16 protein-coding genes are annotated in these 20,316 nt (G+C 64.2%); 8 read left to right on the top strand and 8 right to left on the bottom strand.

Annotated features, from left to right (window positions below; translation table 11 throughout):
- Positions 1-55: 55 nt before the first annotated feature.
- Together IM816_RS09125 and IM816_RS09130 are read right to left on the bottom strand one after the other, a co-directional pair.
- Positions 56-220 (bottom strand): hypothetical protein, encoded by a 165-nt coding sequence (locus IM816_RS09125; protein WP_177257358.1) that lies wholly within the window; start codon positions 218-220, stop codon positions 56-58.
- Positions 221-359: 139 nt separating this feature from the next.
- Entirely contained in the window at positions 360-893 is a 534-nt protein-coding gene (locus tag IM816_RS09130; RefSeq protein ID WP_250337812.1) for a DUF488 domain-containing protein, read from the bottom strand.
- 151 nt (positions 894-1,044) lie between these two features.
- Here IM816_RS09130 and IM816_RS09135 point away from each other — a divergent pair, with 151 nt between their 5' ends.
- From IM816_RS09135 to IM816_RS09145, 3 genes are all read left to right on the top strand, one after another.
- Positions 1,045-2,580, top strand: a complete 1,536-nt coding sequence (locus IM816_RS09135) for a cryptochrome/photolyase family protein (RefSeq protein ID WP_250337813.1) — start codon at positions 1,045-1,047, stop codon at positions 2,578-2,580.
- 117 nt (positions 2,581-2,697) lie between these two features.
- The gene (locus IM816_RS09140; protein WP_250337814.1) at positions 2,698-3,561 is read left to right on the top strand and encodes a tetratricopeptide repeat protein; all 864 of its coding nucleotides are present in this window, start codon (positions 2,698-2,700) and stop codon (positions 3,559-3,561) included.
- A gap of 136 nt (positions 3,562-3,697) precedes the next feature.
- Positions 3,698-3,988, top strand: a complete 291-nt coding sequence (locus IM816_RS09145; protein ID WP_072320978.1) for a hypothetical protein — start codon at positions 3,698-3,700, stop codon at positions 3,986-3,988.
- A gap of 49 nt (positions 3,989-4,037) precedes the next feature.
- Here the strand turns inward: IM816_RS09145 and IM816_RS09150 are convergent, their stop codons facing one another.
- Complete coding sequence (locus IM816_RS09150; RefSeq protein ID WP_250337815.1) at positions 4,038-6,143, bottom strand: phosphocholine-specific phospholipase C; 2,106 nt, start codon at positions 6,141-6,143, stop codon at positions 4,038-4,040.
- A gap of 464 nt (positions 6,144-6,607) precedes the next feature.
- Here IM816_RS09150 and IM816_RS09155 point away from each other — a divergent pair, with 464 nt between their 5' ends.
- Complete coding sequence (locus tag IM816_RS09155; protein WP_250337816.1) at positions 6,608-8,395, top strand: peptide-N4-asparagine amidase; 1,788 nt, start codon at positions 6,608-6,610, stop codon at positions 8,393-8,395.
- Between the two features lie 49 nt (positions 8,396-8,444).
- On the opposite strand, the gene IM816_RS09160 is transcribed toward IM816_RS09155, so the two are convergent.
- Together IM816_RS09160 and IM816_RS09165 are read right to left on the bottom strand one after the other, a co-directional pair.
- Positions 8,445-9,023: a helix-turn-helix domain-containing protein gene (locus IM816_RS09160; RefSeq protein WP_250337817.1), complete on the bottom strand. Its 579-nt coding sequence runs from the start codon at positions 9,021-9,023 to the stop codon at positions 8,445-8,447.
- A gap of 2 nt (positions 9,024-9,025) precedes the next feature.
- Positions 9,026-9,475 (bottom strand): YybH family protein, encoded by a 450-nt coding sequence (locus IM816_RS09165; protein ID WP_250337818.1) that lies wholly within the window; start codon positions 9,473-9,475, stop codon positions 9,026-9,028.
- Between the two features lie 404 nt (positions 9,476-9,879).
- Between IM816_RS09165 and IM816_RS09170 the strand changes: the two genes are divergently transcribed.
- From IM816_RS09170 to IM816_RS09180, 3 genes are all read left to right on the top strand, one after another.
- Positions 9,880-12,189, top strand: a complete 2,310-nt coding sequence (locus tag IM816_RS09170; protein WP_250337819.1) for a TonB-dependent receptor — start codon at positions 9,880-9,882, stop codon at positions 12,187-12,189.
- Between the two features lie 370 nt (positions 12,190-12,559).
- Positions 12,560-13,039, top strand: a complete 480-nt coding sequence (locus tag IM816_RS09175; protein WP_250337820.1) for a VOC family protein — start codon at positions 12,560-12,562, stop codon at positions 13,037-13,039.
- 56 nt (positions 13,040-13,095) lie between these two features.
- The gene (locus IM816_RS09180; RefSeq protein WP_250337821.1) at positions 13,096-15,138 is read left to right on the top strand and encodes a M13 family metallopeptidase; all 2,043 of its coding nucleotides are present in this window, start codon (positions 13,096-13,098) and stop codon (positions 15,136-15,138) included.
- A 12-nt stretch (positions 15,139-15,150) separates the two neighbouring features.
- Here the strand turns inward: IM816_RS09180 and IM816_RS09185 are convergent, their stop codons facing one another.
- Complete coding sequence (locus IM816_RS09185) at positions 15,151-16,140, bottom strand: zinc-dependent alcohol dehydrogenase family protein (RefSeq protein ID WP_250337822.1); 990 nt, start codon at positions 16,138-16,140, stop codon at positions 15,151-15,153.
- A 137-nt stretch (positions 16,141-16,277) separates the two neighbouring features.
- Here IM816_RS09185 and IM816_RS09190 point away from each other — a divergent pair, with 137 nt between their 5' ends.
- On the top strand, positions 16,278-17,177 hold the full coding sequence (locus IM816_RS09190; protein WP_250337823.1) for a LysR family transcriptional regulator: 900 nt from the start codon (positions 16,278-16,280) through the stop codon (positions 17,175-17,177).
- A gap of 38 nt (positions 17,178-17,215) precedes the next feature.
- Here the strand turns inward: IM816_RS09190 and IM816_RS09195 are convergent, their stop codons facing one another.
- Both IM816_RS09195 and IM816_RS09200 read right to left on the bottom strand, forming a co-directional pair.
- The gene (locus IM816_RS09195) at positions 17,216-18,832 is read right to left on the bottom strand and encodes an ArnT family glycosyltransferase (RefSeq protein WP_250337824.1); all 1,617 of its coding nucleotides are present in this window, start codon (positions 18,830-18,832) and stop codon (positions 17,216-17,218) included.
- A 367-nt stretch (positions 18,833-19,199) separates the two neighbouring features.
- Positions 19,200-20,156 carry an MBL fold metallo-hydrolase gene (locus IM816_RS09200; protein ID WP_250337825.1) on the bottom strand — a complete coding sequence of 319 codons (957 nt, stop codon included), beginning with the start codon at positions 20,154-20,156 and terminating at the stop codon, positions 19,200-19,202.
- Between the last annotated feature and the right edge of the window lie 160 nt (positions 20,157-20,316).

A 20,316-nucleotide genomic window follows, 5' to 3' on the forward strand; every position in this document is an offset into this window, starting at 1 on the left:
CGCCTTCGGACGAAGGCGGCTTCGGCGTGCGTAACGGAACGAAGTTCCGGGGGACTCAGCCCCAATCGCCGCCGCCGTGGATGGAGCCGATGCGGCCAATGTCGCCCGTGTCGTCGATCTTCGGCGCCCATTTGCCGACCGTCACGGTCGGTTGCATCGGTGCTTCCATCTGGATGCCAAACGGGTTCGAGTCGTGCATCACCTGATCGCGCTTATCCATGGAACGCTCCTGAGGTCATACGCCGCCAGATGCGGCTTTGGGACCGTAACACGACGGTCCGGCGTGCGGCGTTGCGAGAACTACGCGTTAACGGCCTTTGGCACGATGTTCAATGCCAGAAATGTGCATGGCCCGACCGTTACGCGTCCGTCGCCGGATACGCGAGCAGGCCATCGGTCCGAACGATGGCTGCCGGTGTCATTCGCCCAAGCTCGCTATGTCCTACGTCGAAGACATGCACCACCTCGCGGCCCGCGGCGATCGCGTAGTCGGTGATGATGCGCCGGTGGCAGCGCCACCAGAGCACCTCCGAGCACATCATCGCGGTGCGACGTTCGTCGGCCAGCGCGAGTAGTTTACGCAGCGATGCCTGGAAGGCATCGGACATCGCGTAATCCGCGTAGTTGTGAAATCCGGACACCCGCCAGAACGCGTTCACGGCGGGATCGATATCCTTCGACTTGCGTCGCCGCCCACCGAGTTCCGGCAGATAGTCATACGCGACATCCACCGCAGCGAGCGACGCCGGAAGCGTCTCGATGTTGAAATGCGGATGCGTGCGCGAACGCGGAAAGGTCCGTACGTCCACCACACGCTCGATACGCGCGTCCTGTAGCACGCCAAGAAAGTCGTCGATGCTTCGGTTCGAGTGACCGAGCGTCAGGAGGGGCATGTCACGCGTGGGCAAGGCTCGAGTCATCGCATCTAGGGTCTCAGCCGGGCGGGCAATATCCGGTGAAGACGCCGTGCGCGTTTTCTCGCCTTCATGGCTGTGCCACGATCGCCATGTCGCGGCCAGGTCCGCTCAGGTCTTTCCTATACCCATGCGCCATCTCGTTATCGTCCTGGGCGATCAGCTCAATCTGGATTCCCATGCCTTCGACGAGTTCGATCGCGAGCAGGACGTGGTGTGGATGGCCGAACGGCGCGGAGAATCGACGCACATATGGTCGCACAAGACCCGCAGTGCCTTGTTTCTGTCGGCCATGCGCCACTTTGCCGAGACGCTGCGGGATGCCGACCTGCCCTTGCTTTACACGCGGCTCGACGACGCAGGTCCTGACGACCTCCTCGCCTTGCTGGACGAGACCGTGGCCCAGCGGCAGCCCAAGCGCTTGGTTGCCGTACGGCCCGGCGAGCATCGCCTGCGCGAGGGATTGCGCGCCATCGCCGCACGTCACGGCATCGACTACGTGGAACGGCCCGACAATCATTTCATGGTTTCCACGGAGGACTTCGCCACCTGGGCGAAAGGCAAGAGCCAGTGGCGCATGGAGACCTTCTACCGCTGGATGCGCGTGCGCCACGGTGTCCTGCTGGAGAATGGCAAGCCGGTGGGTGGCCGCTGGAACTTCGATCATGACAACCGCGGCGCCTTCGGTCGCGCCGGGCCGGGCTGGCTTCCGGCGCCGCAGCGTTTCGAACCGGATGCGGTGACCCGTGAAACCATCGCGGAGGTGAATGCGGCGTTCCCCGAGCATCCGGGTGACCCGTCGACGTTCGATTGGCCTGTGACGCGCGCCGATGCGCTGGCGGCGCTCGACGATTTTCTGAATCACCGACTCGTGGCCTTCGGCCAGTGGCAGGACGCGATGTGGGCCGGCGAGCCATGGCTTTACCACGCACGCCTGTCGAGTTCGATGAACCTCAAGCTGCTGAGTCCGGCCGAAGTGATCCGTGCCGTGCTCGATCGCTACGACGCCGGCAAGGTGCCACTGGCATCGGCGGAAGGCTTCATCCGCCAGATCCTTGGTTGGCGTGAATTCGTTCGTGGCGTGTATTGGCTGTCACCCTCGCGCCTCCTCAGCGGCAACGCGTTGAAGGCCGATGGCGCCCTTCCCTCGTGGTACTGGACCGGTGAGACGCCCATGCGCTGCCTGGCCGAGACGATCGGCCAGACGCTGCGCTTCGGCTACGCGCATCACATTCAGCGCTTGATGGTCACGGGCAACTTCGCGCTGCTGCTCGGCGTGGAACCACGTCTCGTGCATGAGTGGTATCTGGCGGTTTACGTGGACGCCGTCGAATGGGTGGAAGCGCCCAATACGCTCGGCATGAGCCAGTTCGCCGACGGAGGACGCATGGTGTCGAAGCCGTATGTCGCTTCGGGCCGTTATATCCAACGGATGAGCAACTACTGCGACGGCTGCCGCTTCCGTCCAGGTGACGCACTGGGCGACAGCGCCTGTCCGTTCACCACCTTGTATTGGGACTTCCTGGCCCGTCACGAGGAACGCTTTCGCCATCACCCCCGCGCTGCCATGCAGTGGCGGTCGCTCGATCGGCTGTCGCCCGAGACGTTGACGGCCATACGCGCCAAGGCCGCGGAACTCAGAGCAAGCCTTGCCGCCTCGGCGTGAGACGTCTTCACGCGGCTTTCGTAAGTTCTTCCTGAATCCGTGACGTGGAAGAAAGCCTGCGGAAAATTCCGTGAGCGTACGCTGTGCGGTGCCACGTGGCCGACATCGAAGATATCCATGAAGAAGCTGATGCTTTTCCTCGTACTGCTTTGCCTGGCCACTGCGGCCGCGGCAGCGGATTCCCCCAAGGATGTGCAGGCGGCGATCGACCGCGGCGACTATGCGACGGCCGAGACGCTGCTCCGGCAAGCCGTGAGCGAGCACCCGTCGAGCGCGAAGGCGCATTACGTGCTCGCGGAAGTGCTCGCACACCAGGGCAACATTGGCGAAGCGAAGGCGGAGGCGACGAAAGCGTCGTCGCTGGACCCGGCCACCCATTTCACGGATCCGGCAAAGTTCCAGGCCTTCCAGCGCAAGCTCGACGCCGCGCTCGGCACGCCGGGAGCGAAGCGCCCTTTGGGGTCGCTGCGGAGCATTGACGCTCCGCAGGCGCCGGCTGTGGCCGCCCCCGTTGCCGCGACATCGAGCGGTTCGTCGCATCTCGGTCTCGTGATCGTCGGCGGCATTGCCTTGCTGCTGATCTTCTTCCTGATGCGTCGTCGCCGTGACGCGGTGCCGCCGACCACGGCCTATCCGCCGCCCCCGGTGAACGGGCAGCCGCCCTATGGCGGGTACGGCGGCAACGGCTCGTACGGTGCCTATCCGCCGCCCCCGCCGCCGCGTTCAGGCGTGGGTTCGGCCGTCGCCGCCGGCCTGGGCGGTGTGGCGGCGGGCATGCTGCTCGATGAAGCCTTGCGCGGTCATGGCGAGTCCGGCCTCGGCGCGGGCAGTGACCCGCGCGCGGCGGGCACGTTCGTCGATCAGCCTGCGGACCCGACAGGACAGGCTTACGATGACCTGCGCGATGACCCGATCGACATGGGCAACGATGACGCGTCGTGGGACGACAGCAGCAGCTCGTCCGACGACGACAGCTGGTAAGCCCGTGTCCACGCCCCGAACCGGCGCTGTATGACGCCGGTTCGGGCGATCCCCCGATTCATCCTGGCGCAAGGAAGGCCGGGGCATAGTCCGGCTGCAGTGTTTCCGGCCTCGTGCCTCGTACGGAGATCGTTCCATGCGCCAATCCACCCTGCTCCTGGCCGCCTCGCTCGGCCTCGCCTTTGCCTCGCACGCGTTCGCCTCGGATCGCCCCGATCCGGTCAAGCTGACCGAGAAGTGCACGAAAGAGGCCGCCGACAAGTTCGACGTGAAGCACGATTACGTCCAGCTCCAGCCCCTGCAGTCCTCGGACTCGGGCTATACGATGAGCGGTACGGCAGACGCCGGCATCGACGGCAAGAAGAACTTCACCTGCCAGTTCGACAAGAAAGGCAAGTTCGCCAACCTCGTACAGGAAGGCAAGTAAGCTTCCGCGCCGCCGCGAAGCATGGCGGCGGCGCATTCCTTACCGTGTCTCAGCGCCGCGATGAAAGCGCTGGATCGGTGCGCGACGGGCGCCCCGTCTCGCGATGACCCGCGAGGCGACGCAGGAAACGCGGGTCGTGGTCGCTGGTGACGGTCATGTCGTACCAGTGATCGCTTGAAAGAATGTCCCAAAGACTCTCGACGCGGCTGCCCGGCAGAACGACGTGGCGGCGCGATGGCTGGTGCGTGTAATCGTCGCTCGGGTTGACCGTCACGATGCAGGCACGGCTTCCCTCGTTGACGATGACGAGACGCAGCAACCCGTCGAGTTCGCTTTCCGCGATGTGCACTTCCAGTGCCGCGTGCGAGCCCTGATCGGCAGCGGGCTGGCTTCCGGCGAACTGGCGAAGGAAGCCATTGGGACCGGTTACCGACAGGTCGTAGGCATGGCCGCTGTAGAGGCTTGTCCATGTGTCCGCGAGCGACTTGCCTGCTTCGACCGTATAGGTCCAGGGACCATCGGTGCGCGCCGTGGAGAACACGTGGAAGAATGCGCCCACTTTTCCCTGGTTGATGAATTCCAGCCCGTACTTGCCCGCGGCGATGTCGACGCGACCGCGTACGTCCACGTCATAGGCCAGGGGGCGCGCGGGCCGCTGGCCGGGCTCCTGCTTCGGCATGCGCTGTTCGGCAGGCGGCGCGGGGTGCAGTGGGTCGTGCTTCTGCTGGTCCGGTCGGTAATCCCCGGTGGCGGGTAGGCGAGGCGCATCGCCGTCATGGCGCGAGAAATCGAAGGCACGCGTGAGGTCGCCACACACCGCACGGCGCCAGGCGGAAATGTTCGGTTCGCGCACGCCGAAACGCGCTTCGAGAAAGCGCAGGATGGACGTGTGGTCGTAGGTCTCCGAGCACACCCAGCCGCCAGTGCTCCAGGGGGATACAACGAGCATCGGCACGCGTACGCCGAGACCATACACGCCGGGCACGAAGCCATGGCCGCCGGCATACAACTCGCCCTCGGTCGACACCGTCGACAATCCCTGATCGCGGGACACCGGCGCATATGGCGGCACGATGTGATCGAAGAAGCCGTCGTTCTCGTCGTAGGTGATGAACAGCGCCGTCTTGCTCCACACGTCGGGATTCGACGTGAGTGCATCCAGCACGCCGTCGACGTACCAGGCGCCGTAGTTGGCAGGCCAACTCGGATGTTCGGTATAGGCTTCGGGCGCAGCGATCCAGGACACCTGCGGCAAGCGGTTCGCCATCACGTCCTCGCGCAGCAGGGCGAAGGGCGACTGCCCGCGGGCGATCTCGGTACCGGTACGCGCCTTGTCGTAAAGCGGGTTGCCCGGCTGCGCGTTGCGGTAGTTGTCAAAGTAAAGAAGCGAGTTGTCGCCGTAGTTCCCGATGTACGGGTTCGGCGTCCAGCCCCAGCTTCCCGCGGCGTCCAGGCCCGTGCCAATGTCCTGGTAGATCTTCCACGAGACACCCGCCTGTTCCAGTCGCTCCGGATAGGTCGTCCAGTGGTAACCCTTCTCGGCGTTGTCGAGCACGGGACCGGCGCCCTGCCCGTCGTTGCCGACGTAGCCGCTCCACATGTAGTAGCGATTGGGATCGGTCGAGGAAAGCATGCTGCAGTGATACGCATCGCAGATCGTGAAGGCGTCCGCGAGTGCATAGTGGAACGGGATGTCCTCGCGCGTCAGGTACGCCATGGTGGTGGTGCCCTTCGCCTGCACCCATCCGTCGTACTTGCCGCCGTTGGCTGCCGCGTGCGTGTCGTTCCAGCCGTGCGGCAGGTCTTCGATGAACTGCAGGCCAAGTCGCTCGGCATCCGGGTGGAACGGCAGCAGGTAGTCGTCGGGGCTCCCGGGGTGTGGCTGATGCCATACCGAGCGGCCGTTCGCGAGCGTGAAAGTGCGCGTGTCGCCGAAGCCACGCACGCCGCCGAGGCTGCCGAAGTAATGGTCGAACGAACGGTTCTCCTGCATGAGGATCACCACGTGCTCCACGTCGGCGAGGGTGCCTGTTCGCCGCGAGGCAGGAATCGAAAGCGCCTTGGTGATCGATGAGGGAACGACCCCGGCGGCGAGAGCGGCGCCCGTGGCGCCGAGTGAAAGCTTGAGGAAGTGCCGCCGATCGTGTGACGTCATGGTGTGCCCTTTGCGCGGATGGGGCGCGTGCGTCGCATGCCCACGCGCTCCGCTGACTGCGTTGCCCTGTGCCGCGCAGTGTCGCGGTGAAATGTGACAGGGTCGTTCCAATGTCTCGCCGTCGTGTATGGCGATGTGGATTCTGCGAAAGTCGTCGCATTCCGGGCAGAGGATGCTCCACAGCGCCGTCGCGCGGCACGGGACGGTCCTGCTCCGTAGCCATCGCCGACAGGTCGACTCCCACCAAGCATGAGCTTCGTCGCGGCGTATGGTGTCCTGCTGGCACACAGACATGCACCCCGCTGGCGCGGACAGACACGGAGCGCCGGCTGGGTGGGAGCCGACCTGTCGGCGATGCTCTTAGAGCATGAAGTGGACGTCTGGATGGCGATATGCCTCACCGGCGCCCTGCCGTGCTACGTTTCATCCCGCAGGGGGCCAGTACGTCGCGGGAGAACGGGCGCATGGCTTTTATCGATGGGGCGGACCGCAAGGTCTTGCGATGGGTTTCGCTTGGCTGTATCGCGGCCTGTGCCGCGCAGGGGGCGTTCGCAACGACGCCAGGGTTCGACGTGGGCTCCGCGAACGTCGCGGTGGCCGACCCCGTCGTGCCTCGACCGCCGGGCAAGGCGTGCGTGGTCGAACTGTTCACAGGGTTTACCTTCACCGACTTCTCGAATCATCCCTATACCTATGCGCCACCGACGGGCTGCGGCCGATCGTGGTCTAAGGTCGTGCTCGAAGCCGATTTTTCCGTGACGGCGGGGCGCCAGTTCGATCGCACCGCATCGCTATGGCTGGGCGGCGCCAACCTTTACTTCGGCACCACGCAGGAGCCGTCGTCCTCGGTCGCTCCGAGCTGGCATGTGGAACGCGACGTCACCGACTTTGCCAGCCTGTTCGGCAACCCGCAGACCGGCCAGGCGGTGCTTGGCAACGTCGTCAACGACACCTATACCGGCGTGATCAGCGGCTCCGCCAGGCTCGTGTTCTACCCCGCCAATGTCCTCGCGCCTCGGGGCGATGCACCAGATGCGGTATTCCCGCTTTCAGACGGCACGGCGGGCGGACCCGTCACGCTCAACACCGGAACCGATGCGCTGACACGCACGTTCACGCTGCCGACGAATATCGAGCGCGCTTATCTGGATGTCTTCGCCCAGGGTCAGGGCGGCGACGAGTTCTGGTATTCCTGCGTGCCCGACGAGGTCACCGCGACCGCGCAGAGCTGCGGCGGCGGAGCGTACCGCGAGGTCCAGGTCGCTATCGATGGGCAGCCCGCCGGCGTCGCGCCCGTCTATCCGTGGATCTTCACCGGCGGCATCGATCCGTACATGTGGCGCCCCACTACAGGCGTACAGACGCTCAACTTCGTGCCGTACCGGGTCGACATCACGCCATTCGCCTCGCTGCTCAACGACGGCAAGCCGCACGCGCTGTCCATCAACGTGACCGGGGCGAACGGCTACTTCGCCGTGACCGGCAACCTGTTCGTCTACCTCGACCGCGGTCGCAAGGTCCTTTCCGGCGCACTGACGGCCAACACCTTGAAGGGGCAATCCCCGACTGCGTCGGTAGACAACACATTGACCGACGTATCCGGCACGGTGGGCGGTGCCGTCGCCACCCACGCATCGCGCAGCTTCCGCACCAGCGGTTACGTGGATACATCGCACGGCCGCGTCGCCACGGACGTCGCGCAGACCGTGGCATTCCGCAACACGCAGACCTTTACCATCGACGCCACGCAGTACCGGCAGGCGATCGACCAGGTGTCGACGGTGGACAGCACCACGAAGACCCGCCAGGGGCCGCTGGGATGGACGGTGACCACTGAAGCGCACTACGACTTCCCACTGGTCGCGACCTTCAAATACGCCTTCGATGCCGGTGGCAACATCGTCTCCGCGCCGAGCGCCGTCACCCAGGGCTTCTCACGCCAGTTCTCGAAGCGTGTAGGTAGCCTGCTTGTCTATCGCAGCAACGTGGACAACGGCATCGACACAGCCGATACGCTCGCCTTCACTGGTGGAGCGGTCACGGGCCACAGTGGTCAGCATAGCCGCCAGGTCTATCGGTTCAAGGACAACCTCGGCAGTTGCTACAGCCGCGAGATCGGCACGGACAGTGGTGTGCTTGCCGCGGTAGCGGACGCCAATGGCTGTGCCGGCCAGCGCAACCGGCTGCTGTGGTTTACTCATCCGGACGGCTCGTCCGATACGTCGCGCACCGAAGACCCCGGCATCTTCTAAGTCGGTGTGACGGAGCGTACGGTGCCGCTCGACGGGTCGAGCGGCACCGTCAGTCCTTGAAGATGGCCGGTGTACCGACCCAGATCATGCGCACCTCGGCCTTGCCGACGTTGCGCATGCTGTAAGGATGCCTCTGATCGAAGTGCGCGCTGTCACCCGCATCGAGCACGAACTTCTTTCTGCCCACCGTCATCTCGAGCCTGCCGCTCAGGATGTACCAGAACCCCTCGCCTTCGCGATGAATCGTCGGCGCGGCGAGGCCTGGCGGGACCGTCAAGCGAAGCGCTTCCATCTTGCGTTCGGCATGCCTGCCGCTCAGCCGTTCGTACACGACCGGAGATTCCAGGTCGATGCGGTCATGTTCGTCGGCGCGGCAAACGATCTGCCCCGGCGAGGGCACGCCGACGAAATAATCGACGTCGACGTCCAACGCCCGCGCAATCGCCTCCAGCGACAACAACGACGGATAGGCAAGATTCCTCTCGACCTGCGAAAGAAACGGTATCGACAGCCCCGAGCGGTTGGCGAGCGCTTGCAGCGTAAGATCCAGCCCGCGCCGGCGGTCGCGGATCGCCGATCCGATGCTCAGGCCCGCACTCTTGTCCGGCGTGCCTTGTGCGGCCGCCATCGTTACGAACTGTGATCGCTGCTGATGAGCCAGCGCGTGCCGACCTTGTGAAAGAGCAACGTGGTCACGCCCGAGATCTCCGCACCCGTGTCGGGTTTGAGGTGGTAGCGGCCGATGACGAACGCGTACTGCGAACCCAGCGGCTTGACGTCCACCAGTTCCAGAGTGAGCTTGCCCAGACTGGCACCGGGCTTCTGAAACCGCGAGGCGTACATGGCTTCAATCGCCTCGTAACCTTCGACGATGCCGCTCGCGCTTACATAGCGCGTGCCCGGCGCACGTTCGTAGCATTCCATGAAGGTCTTGAGATCGCCTGCCGACCATGCTGCAGCGCTCGCATCCAGCGTCTGCTTGATGGCGGCGGACGTCGACACAGGAGGTGTTTCAGCCGACACGGCGATGGTTGCAGACACAGCGCTCAACGCGCAGAACAGCACGGAAGTGGTTTTCATGGCACCCCTGAAGCATGTGAGAAGTCGCTCTGCCGGCGTCGTCGTCGAAAGGCTGACGGTATCGACCGGAACCATTTAGGTGGCTATCTGACCGGTTCGGTTCGATCCTAACGTAAAAGCTTGACGTCATCAAAACTTTTTGATCTTATCGAAATCACGCAGTGTGCACCGCAGCATACGCGATTTTTGGACGGCCATACGTTAGGGCGCCAGGGGATACAGGCGCAGCCGGTCATGGACGTCTGGTGTCAATCGAGCAACGGCCACTCACGGCATCGTCCGTGGTACGAGGTCCGGGGGCATACACATCAAAACAGGCGAACGCGCTCTGAACCATGAGCGTGCACGAAGGACGTGCACGTTTCGCAGGCCGTCTTCTGTCCAGCCGACTCTGGGGAGTCCCAATGAACCATGATTTAAAGCGCACCCTTCTCTATACGGCCCTGTTGTCGGTCGCTCTGGCATCGGGCGTGGCCTATGCGCAGGACGCCTCCACCTCGGCAAACGACAAGACGAAGACCCTGCCATCCGATACGCCGCAGACGCTCGAAGGCATCACTGTCTCGGCCGAAAAGCGCGACCAGGACATCCAGAAGGTGCCGATCAGCATGACTGCCCTGACCGGAGAACAACTCGAACGCCAGGGTGTTACCAGTCTCGTGGATCTGGCGCGCATTGCGCCGTCACTGACTGTCGCGTCGTCGGGCCCGGGCTCGAACAACCTGATCATTCGCGGTATCTCGTCGAGCGCCGGCTCCGCTGCCACGGTGGGCTACTACCTCGACGATGTGCCGATTGCCGCATCGAGCAATGCCGCCCTGCTGTCGACCCGAGGCGTCATCGATCCGTCCGTCTTCGACATCGCGCGCGTCGAAGTGCTGCGCGGCCCGCAAGGCACCATCTACGGTTCCAGTTCCATGGGCGGCACGGTGAAATACGTGACCAACCAGCCGGATCTCGATTTCGTCGAGGCCCGCATCAAGACGGATGTCTCAGGCACATACCACGGCGGTCCGAACGCGAACGTCAACGGGGTACTCAATGTGCCGCTGCTCAAGGACAAGGTCGCGCTGCGTGTGTCCGCCTACTACCGCCGCGACGACGGCTATATCGATCGCTACGCCATTTCGCCGACGAACTATCTGGAGGCCGACCCGGACAGCAAGAAGAAGGACAACGTCAACACATACACCACGTACGGCGCGCGCATGGCGATGCTCATCAAGCCGGACGATTCGCTGACGATCACGCCAAGCATCATCTACCAGTACTCGAAGCTGGGCTCGCCGTTCACCTACGACAAGATTCCCGCCACGCTCGCGAATCCGTACCAGGTACGTGACGTCAACGAAACCAATGTGCAGGAATCGACGATCTCCAATATCGCCGTCCACAAGCAGTTCGATGCGTTGGAACTGATGTCGTCGGCCTCGTACTTCACCCGTAACGTCTCCATTCGCGACGACAGCTCCAAGGTCATCAACTACTTCTTCGGTCTTCCGACCGTATATCCGACGACGATGTACGGAAGCTACAAGAACAAGGAGTTCACCGAGGAAGTCAGGGCGACCAGCAAGTTCGACGGACCAGTGCAAGCCATTCTTGGCGCGTTCTACCACGACGTGCGCGCACCGCTGGCCTCCTCCATTCCGTACCCCGACGGTTTCAACCAGACGTTCGATACACCTTTCCCGGGCTACTCCACCATCTACCAGGGTGCGCGTACCGCCACGCTCAAGGAATATGCCGTCTTCGGGGAGCTGTCCTGGAACATTACCGAGAAGCTGAAGGCGAGCGCAGGCATCCGTGCGTTCGAGGTCAAGCAGGGTTTCTCGCAGAGCGGTGACGGCCTGCTCAACGGCGGCCCGAGCACGGTGCACAGCGACTCGAAGGACTACGGCAGCACGCCGAAATTCACGCTGCAGTACCAGGTGAGCCCCGAGAACATGGTGTACGTCACCGCCTCGGAGGGCTATCGCCCTGGCGGCCCGAACAACCCCGCACCGGAGGCGCTGTGCGGCTCGGAAGTGGCAGGGCTCGGTCTCAGCAAGTCGCAGTTGAACAAGTACAACCCGGACACGCTCTGGAATTACGAGATCGGTTTCAAGAGCGCGTGGCTGGATCGTCGGCTGCTCGTCGATGCGTCCGTCTATCACATCGACTGGGATCACGTGCAGCAGCAGATCGTGCTGGGCTGCGGATACAACATCACCGCGAACTTCGGCAAAGCCGTCAGCCAGGGCGCAGAGCTGGAACTGAAGTTCCTGCCGATCAATGCCGTAACCTTGAGCGCCGGCTTCGGTTACAACGATGCCCACCTGAAGAACGACGTGCCAGGTACCTCCGCGAAGGATGGCGACCGCCTCGTGAACGTGCCGCGCTTCACCGGTTCGCTTGCGGCCGAATACCGCCGCCGCGTCAACGCGGAATACGACGGCTTCATGCGTGCGGACGTCAGCTACGTGGGCGATTCGAACTTCCTGTATGACCGCGAGAGCCCGTTCTATCGGCGCAAGGGCTTTGCCACGACCAACGTCCGCGTGGGTGTGGAAGGCCGCAACGGATTCGACATCTCGTTCTACGCCACCAACCTGTTCGACAAGCACGGGGAAACCGACCTGCCCGTCGCGATTTCGGCCGACCTGCCGACGACACGCCGTGTAGCGCTGAACCAGCCACGCACGATCGGCGTCACTCTGCAGTACCAGTACTGAGCTTCGATCGGAAACGCGGGCGTCGTGCGACACGGCGCCCGCGCATTTTTCGGACGGTGGGAGCCACCCTGGTGGCGAAAAGCCAACGAAGCGGTTTAGCAGTGAGGCAATCCCCCATCGCCACCAGGATGGCTCCCACCAACAAGCGTGCCCTCGCCGCCATGGCGGCTCCCACATGAGTGCCGATTCGCCAGGCGACTCAGGTCCGATGCGAGGCCGCACGGTGCTCCCACCCCAAGAAGCGAAGCCCCAACGACCCGCAAATCCGCGAAGAATTTTGTTCCACGCGATGTCGATCCAGGCTCTGCTCGTTCGTCGTTGGTAGGTAGAGGGGCATGCCGCCTCCTCCCGCCCCCGACCAGGAGCCGCCATGAATCCGAAGAACACCATCTGCCTTTGGTATGACAAGGACGCGTTCGAAGCCGCCACGTTCTATGCGGAAACGTTTCCTGATAGTGCCGTGGGGACGATTCACCCTGCGCCAGGCGACTATCCCGAAGGCAAGCAAGGCAGCATTCTCATGGTGGAATTCACCGTCATGGGCATCCCGTGCCTGGGCATGAACGGCGGCCCGATGGTCAAGCACAGCGAGGCATTCTCGTTCCAGGTAGCGACGGACGACCAGGCCGAGACCGACCGTCTGTGGAACGCCATCATCGACAACGGCGGCAGCCCAAGTGACTGCGGCTGGTGCAAGGACAAGTGGGGCTTGTCGTGGCAGATCACGCCGCGCGCGCTGATGGCAGCCGTGACCGATCCCGATCGCGCTGCGGCCAAACGCGCATTCGACGCCATGATGGGCATGTCCCGGATCGATATCGCCGCCATCGAGGCGGCACGGCGCGGCTGACACCGGGGACGGTACCCTTACCATGATCGTGCACCCTGCACGTCAAAGGAATACGCATGCCTTTCCCGCGACACCCCTTCGCCATCGTCGCCTGCGTCGTCGTGCTGATCGCCACGCCTTCATACGCCAACGATGCATCCCCGTTCGACACGAGCGAACTGGATCGCACCGTGGTGCCGTGTATGGACTTTGATCGCTTCGTCAACGCCCGCTGGCTCGCGGCGCATCCCATTCCCGCAGATGAGGTGCGTTGGGGCGTGTTCGATCAACTCGCCCTGGAAAGCCTGCGTATTCAGCGCGACATTGCCGATCAGGCGGCGAAAACCTCAAGCCCGGCCGATGGCGACATCGCCAAACGTCAGATCGGCCTGCTTTACCGCTCAGGCATGGATACCGCGGCGATCGAACGGGCGGGCATCACGCCACTCAGGCCTACGCTCGACGCCATCGCGCGGCTGAAGACGCCGAACGATATCGCCACCTTCCTTGGCCGCGCTGCGGCGGACGGCCAATCGTTCGTCTTCACCTTCGACGTGCAAGGCGACTATCGCGACGCCCGAAAGCAGATCGCGGCCGCGTCGCCTTCCGCGCTGGGACTACCCAACCGCGATTATTACGTGGACGCGCGATATGCGGCGGAACGAAAGGCTTACCGTACCTACATGATCGACCTGCTTCGCCTGGGCGGCGACGTCTCGCCCGAGCGCAGTGCGGACGATGCATTCGCGCTGGAAACCGCGCTCGCTGCGGTAACTCCCTCGCCGGTCGAAGCCCGGCAGCCGGCCAACCAGTTCAACGCGGTACGGGCGACGGATGCGGACCGCCTCATGCCGCACTTCCGCTGGGCACGCTATCTCGCGGCGCAGGGGTTGCCGGCAGACGCGGCATTCTCTCTCGCGCCCCCTGCTTTCTTTTCCGGCGTCGATCGATGGCTGGCCTCGGCACCGCCGGCCCAGTGGCGGGCCTACTTGCGCTTCCATGCCCTGGATACCGCCGCGCCTTATCTCACGCAGGCATTTCAAGACGCCGCATTCGCCTTCCATGGCCGCGCGCTGACGGGCCAGCAGCACGACAAGCCGCGCTGGCAGCGCGTGCTCGGCACGATCAATGCCTCGATGGGCGAAGCGATGGGCCAGCTCTATGTTGCCCGTACGTTTTCGCCCGAGGCCAAGCAGCGCGCCCAGGTCCTGGTGACCCGTTTGCTGGCGGCACTCAAGGCGCGCATCGAGGGGCTCGACTGGATGAGTGAGACCACCAAGGCGCGTGCCCTGGCCAAGTGGGAGGCATTCGTGCCGAAGGTGGGTTATCCCGATCGGTGGCGGGACTGGTCCGGCCTCGATCTGTCGCCGGTCAATTACTACGCAAACGTGCGTGCGCTCGCGCGTTACAACCACCACGACGCAATGGCGCGCGTCGGCACGCCTACGGACCGGACACGCTGGAGCGTGTTGCCGCAGACCGTGGATGCGTTCTACCGCGCGGAGGACAACAGCATCACCTTCCCCGCCGCGATCCTACAGCCGCCGTTTTTCTACGCCGATGGCGACGACGCGATCAATTACGGCGGCATCGGTGCCGCCATCGGTCACGAGGCCACGCACGGTTTCGACGATGCGGGCCGCCAGTTCGACGGGCAAGGCAACCAGACCGATTGGTGGACATCCGACGACAACCGACGCTTCAACGCACGTGCGGATGCGCTCGTGCGACAGTTCGACGGCTATGCGCCGTTGCCCGGCCGCCCCGACGTTCATGTCAATGGACGCCTCACGCTTGGCGAGAACATCGCGGATCTCGGCGGCGTCCACATCGCGTATGACGCATTGCAAGCCGCGCTAAAGGCCGATCCTGCGGAGGCGCGTCGTCGCATCGGCGGCTTTACGCAGGATCAGCGTTTCTTTCTGGCCTTCGCGCGGATATGGCGAGGCCGGATGCGCGAGCAGCAGACGCTCGTCTATCTGGCGAGCAATCCGCATGCCCCGCCGCACGAGCGCATCATCGGCACGCTCGGCAACGTGCCTACCTTTGCGGAGGCGTTCCAGTGCAAGGCAGGCGATGCCATGCCGAGACCGAAGAGCGAGCAAGTGCGGATCTGGTGACCTGAGGCGCCGCTAGGCGATGTCCACCACGACCTTGCCTCGCGCCGCCTGGGACGTCAGCAAGGCATGCGCATCGGCCACGTCGGCGAGCGTGAAATGGTGCGGATCGAGCGTGACCCGGAGCTTGCCCGCGTCGGCCAGCAGCGCGGCTTCGGCCATGATCCGGCCGTAGTGCGACCGCCCTTCCCCACTCAGCAGCGGCAGCAGCGTGAACACGCCGGAGTACGTTGCGCTGCGGAATGACAGCGGCGCGAGGGAATGCGTCCCCCAGCCGAGCGCACTGACCACGTGACCGAAACGCCGCACGGCGCGGAACGACGCATCGAGCACCGCACCGCCCACCGTGTCGTAGACCACGTCGAAGCCGTCGCCGCCGGTGCATTGCGCCACGTAGTCGTCTACAGGGCGGGCGCGGTCGATCGGTGTGACGCCCATGGCGGCAAGCTCGCCCGCGCGTTCGGGACGATCCGTGGCGTACACGTCCGCACCGCGCGCCAGGGCGATTTGCACCGCCGCACGGCCGACGCCGCCGCTTCCACCTTGCACGAGCACCTTCATGCCTGGCGCGAGCCGGGCGCGGTCGATCAAGCCCTCCCATGCGGTGATGAACACCAGCGGCAGTGCGGCCGCTTCGCGCATCGACAGCGCGCGCGGCTTGTGCGCGAGCAGCCGGGCGTCCACGTTTGCGGCCGAGGCGAGACTGCCCTGGTGGCCGCCCACACCGCCGGTCATGCCCCAGACCTCGTCACCCACCCGAAAAGCCGTCACGTCGGAGCCCACTGCTTCGACGACACCGGCCAGATCCAGGCCCAGGACGGCGGGAAGCGGATGGCGGGCGTGCTCGGCCTTGCCCGCGCGAATCTTGGTATCGAGCGGATTGACGCCGCTGGCGTGGATGCCTACCCGAACCTCGCCGGGGCCGGGCGGTGGAAGCGACAGCGTCTTGAGCACGAAGGGGCCATCGACCTGCTCGACAACGGCGGCGTGGATTGTGTCAGGCATACTGGCGATCTCTGCTGAGGGTGGTGGGAATCCGATGTCTGGCGAGCGCCGCGGCATGTCGGCGTCGTGTTGCCAGTGTGGTGACCTCGCCCCTGCCTGACCACCGCCACCGCCGCATGGCCGCCATACGAAATCGCATGAACGACGCACGCCTCGATTGGGACGACCTCCGCCTGTTCCTCGCCATCGCGAAGACCGGCACGCTGACAGCCGCGGCGTCCCAGCTCGACCTCAGCCAACCCACCGCGGGCCGCCGCCTGCGTCAGTTGGAAGAAGCCTGTGGCTGCATCCTGTTCCAACGCTCTGCGAGCGGCTTCCGCCTCACCGACGAGGGTGCGGCCATGCTGCGCCACGCCGAGCGCATGGAAGACGAAGTGCTCGCGATGGAACGCGAACTGGCGGGTCAGGACGATACCCTGCACGGTCAGTTGCGCGTCTCGTCACCGGACTGGTTCGCCCATCTCGTGCTTGCCCCGGCCATCGCGCGTTTCAGCCTGCACCATCCCCGGGTCACCATCGAACTGGTGGCGGACTTCCGCATGCTCAGCCTCGATCGTCGGGAAGCCGACCTCGTGTTCCGCTTTCGCCCGTCCGACGTGCCCGACGTGGTGCAACGTCGGCTCACGCACGTTCGCTATGATCTGTTCGCCTCGTCCGGATACCTCGCCGCACGCGGCCGTCCCGAGGCCACGGTCGACGGGGAAGGTCACGCCATCATCGGTATGGATACGCAGTTCGATGCGCTGGCCGATGTCGCGTGGCTGCATGAGCGATTTCCCCGCGCGCAACTCACCATCCGCAGCAACAGCCGCGAAGCGCAAGGCATCGCCTGCGCGCATGACGCAGGGCTGGCCGTGCTGCCCAGCGTCCTCGGTCACCACTACGGCTTGGAACCCATCGACACCGGCGATGCGCTGCCGTCGCGCGATCTATGGCTTTGCTATCACACCGACCTGCGTCGTCTGCGACGACTCCGCGTGTTCCTCGATTTCCTCGGCGAGGCCATCGACGATCCGCTTGGAAGCCACGCTTCCTGAGAGACATCGGCGAGCTGGCTATCCAGTGGCTCAACGCCTCAGGCGCGCGGCACCGGCAGAGCGTGACCTGATGCGGGTGACTGCACGACGTCCGGCCGCCAGCCGCATTCCCACGCCTGTCGCCAGACCATGATCAGCGGACGGCCGGTAGCAGTACTCACGGTGTGATGTCCCGCAGCGAGCGACCAGCGGGTAGCCGCCGTTGCGCCGTCGATCGAGACCGGCGTCTCCTGGAGACCATCCGTCGCGACATAGCTGCCGGCCAGTACGACATCGACGTTCGCCGGACCTGCCAGCGCGGGAACGGCGATGCCAGCCATGCGCACCCCTCCGGTACCGGGCAGGTAGTGCTGCTCGATGAATGCTTGCGCTGCCGGTGGATACATCCCATCGATCGCGACCATCGTATGGTTTGCGATCAGCCAGCCGGCAATATCGTCCGGCATGCGGCCGTACTTGAAACGCTGCCTCGCCAGACTCTCGATCACCAGATAGTAGGGGCGGCGCCTGAAGATGCCTCCGTTCTTCGGGTCCATCAGCGTGTCGTTCGGCGTGGTACAGGCAATCACGACACGCAGTTGCGCCTCCTCCGCCGCGAGCTTGTCTCGCCAGAGCGGAGCGTGGGTGAGCACCAGGCCGAACTCCGTGAGCGCGAGGAGAGAAACGAGCGCGATCTTGCCCTTGGATGGAAGGACGCCGGAGCGGTCGACGAAGCCGATCAGCCAGAGCACCGCCATGGGCAGCACGGGGAGAAAATCCTGTTCCGTCGGCAGAGGCCAGACGAACCAGATCATCAGCATGAACAGGAGCGCATGCACGCCGAGGAATGTTCGCCATCGCGTGGTCGCATCCTTACCGCGCATCGTCACTACAACGAAGACAAGGATCGCGACAGCGACAAGCGCGTAACCGACGAGATGCCATGGGCGCCCGGGACACCCGGTAGGCGCGAGGTTGTACGCGACGATGTCGAACCAGGCGGGGGCACCATCGTGCCGCATCGCCAGCCACAGGACGAACAGGCCCGGCACGGTCACCATACCCGCGAGCAGCGCCAAGGCGTTCGCCGCGGTGACGCGGCGATGTATCCACCACCATGTGCCCCAGATCGCCCCCCCAGACGCGAGTGCGACGACCGTCAGCGGCAGCGTTTTCTGTGAGACGGACAAGGCTGCGCCGAACAACACGCCACTCGCCAGCCAGCGCCAGGTTCGCCGCTGCGCAAGCGTCATCGTCGCCATGCCGCAAAGCCACAACGCCGCCCACAGATCGTCGGTGCGGAACTCCCCGAACTTGATGAACAGGATGGGAAGCAGGCCAATGAGGATCACGGTTGCATCAGCGATACCGTTGGAATACAGCCGGCGCGCGATGCGCCATGTCGCTACCAGCGACAGCATGTACCAGGGCACCACGGCGAGGCGCAGCCACCACAGAACGTCCGGCCGTTCGCCGAGAATTTTCAGCAGTGCGGCGTAGATCGCACTGAACAACGGACCATGGTTATCGAAAACATCGCGGTAAGGCATCGCGCCCTGCGCAATGCTCCACGCCACATGCGCATGTTGCGGCTCATCCGAATTCAGCGGATAGGCCGACAACCACAACACGCGAAGAACAAGCAGGACGATAAGCCCACCCACTCGCATGCTCATCGCTGCCGTCACACGGCGGGTTCTTGTCGTACACGCCGGTGAGTTCACGAGAGGTCGATCGCGTCGCGCAGGAGGAGTCTGTGCGCAACGTTAGTGCGGCGTTCTTTCCAACGCCTTTCTCAATGAGCAATGAAAAACTAAGGCACGGCGGAAGCGGTTCCTTTCATAAGTGGGACAGGAGCGCGGCCGCCGCGAATCGTTCTGTCACATGCCAGAAACCTGCGCGCTTCTCCTGCAGGAGCCGCCATGGCGGCGAGGGGAATCTTGTCACCATGCCGCAAGATTTCCTCGCCGCCATGGCGGCTCCTAAGGGGAGGTAGCTGCTTGCTACTGAGGTTTCACAAGCCGCCGTGACGGCCCCTTCCGATTACTTCACGCCTTCGTATACGATGCGGGTGAAGAAATCGGGGGCGATCACGAAGTGCCCGTAGATCGCGTCGTACTCGGCCGTGGGCTTCGCGGCGATGACTTCGTCGAGCGACTTGCCTGCCTTCTTCATGGCGACCACCTTGTCGCGAATGCCGGCGAGCATGTCGCGAAAATCTTTCAGTTGCTTCTTGCTGCCAACCGGTCCGTGGCCGGGCACGATGATGACGTTGTCATCGAGGCGCGCGAGGATGGCGTCATCCGCTTTGATCATGCCGTCGATGCCACCGCCATGCTCGTTATCGATGAACGGATAGACGCCGTTCCAGAACAGGTCGCCAAGCGAGGCGACGTTGGCCTCCTTGAAAAACACGTAAAGATCGGTGTCGGTATGCGACGGGTCGAGCAGACGCACTTCCACGGTCTGGCCCTCGAAATGAAGCGTCTTGTCGGCCTTCAAGACCTCGGTCGGTATCGCGCGCTTGGGCAGCGGCTGGAAGGTGAAATCCCAGTACGCCACATGCGTCACTTCCGAAACGCGGCGCACCGTGCCCTGCGTGGCAAGGATCTTGGCGCCGCCCTCACTCACCCACGTGTTGCCGTCCGTGTGATCCCAGTGGTAGTGCGTATTGATGACGTACTTGATTGGCGTCTTGCCCAGCGCGTCGAGTGCGGCTTCCACGCGTGGTCGCGATACGGCGATACCGGCATCGACCAACAGCTTCCCCTGCTTACCGGCCAGCACGGTGATGTTGCCGCCCGAACCCGAAAGCATGCTCAGCGATCCGCGCAGCGCCGTCGTCTCGATCGGGTCCGTGGCCGCGGCCTGATTGATCTTGATCACCGGGCTCACCGCCTTGGCGGTCTGTGCCCACGCGGCGTTCGTGGCGGACGCGGCGACGACGGTCGCCAGGGCAAACGAAAGGATCGACCGGTTCGATAACAGGCGGCTTGTCATGGCGCACTCTCCTTGGGGCGGCTCGGCGGGCGCCAGCCGGATGCGACATTTAGCGCCGCCTTTTTCGCAATTTATTGTGGAAATACGCGACCGACGGCGCTTGGCAGCGGCTTAGCTTTACCTGATAATGCGACTGCTTCGCATTTACATCCGCCCGCGA

Source organism: Luteibacter flocculans, assembly GCF_023612255.1.
Lineage (GTDB): Bacteria > Pseudomonadota > Gammaproteobacteria > Xanthomonadales > Rhodanobacteraceae > Luteibacter > Luteibacter flocculans.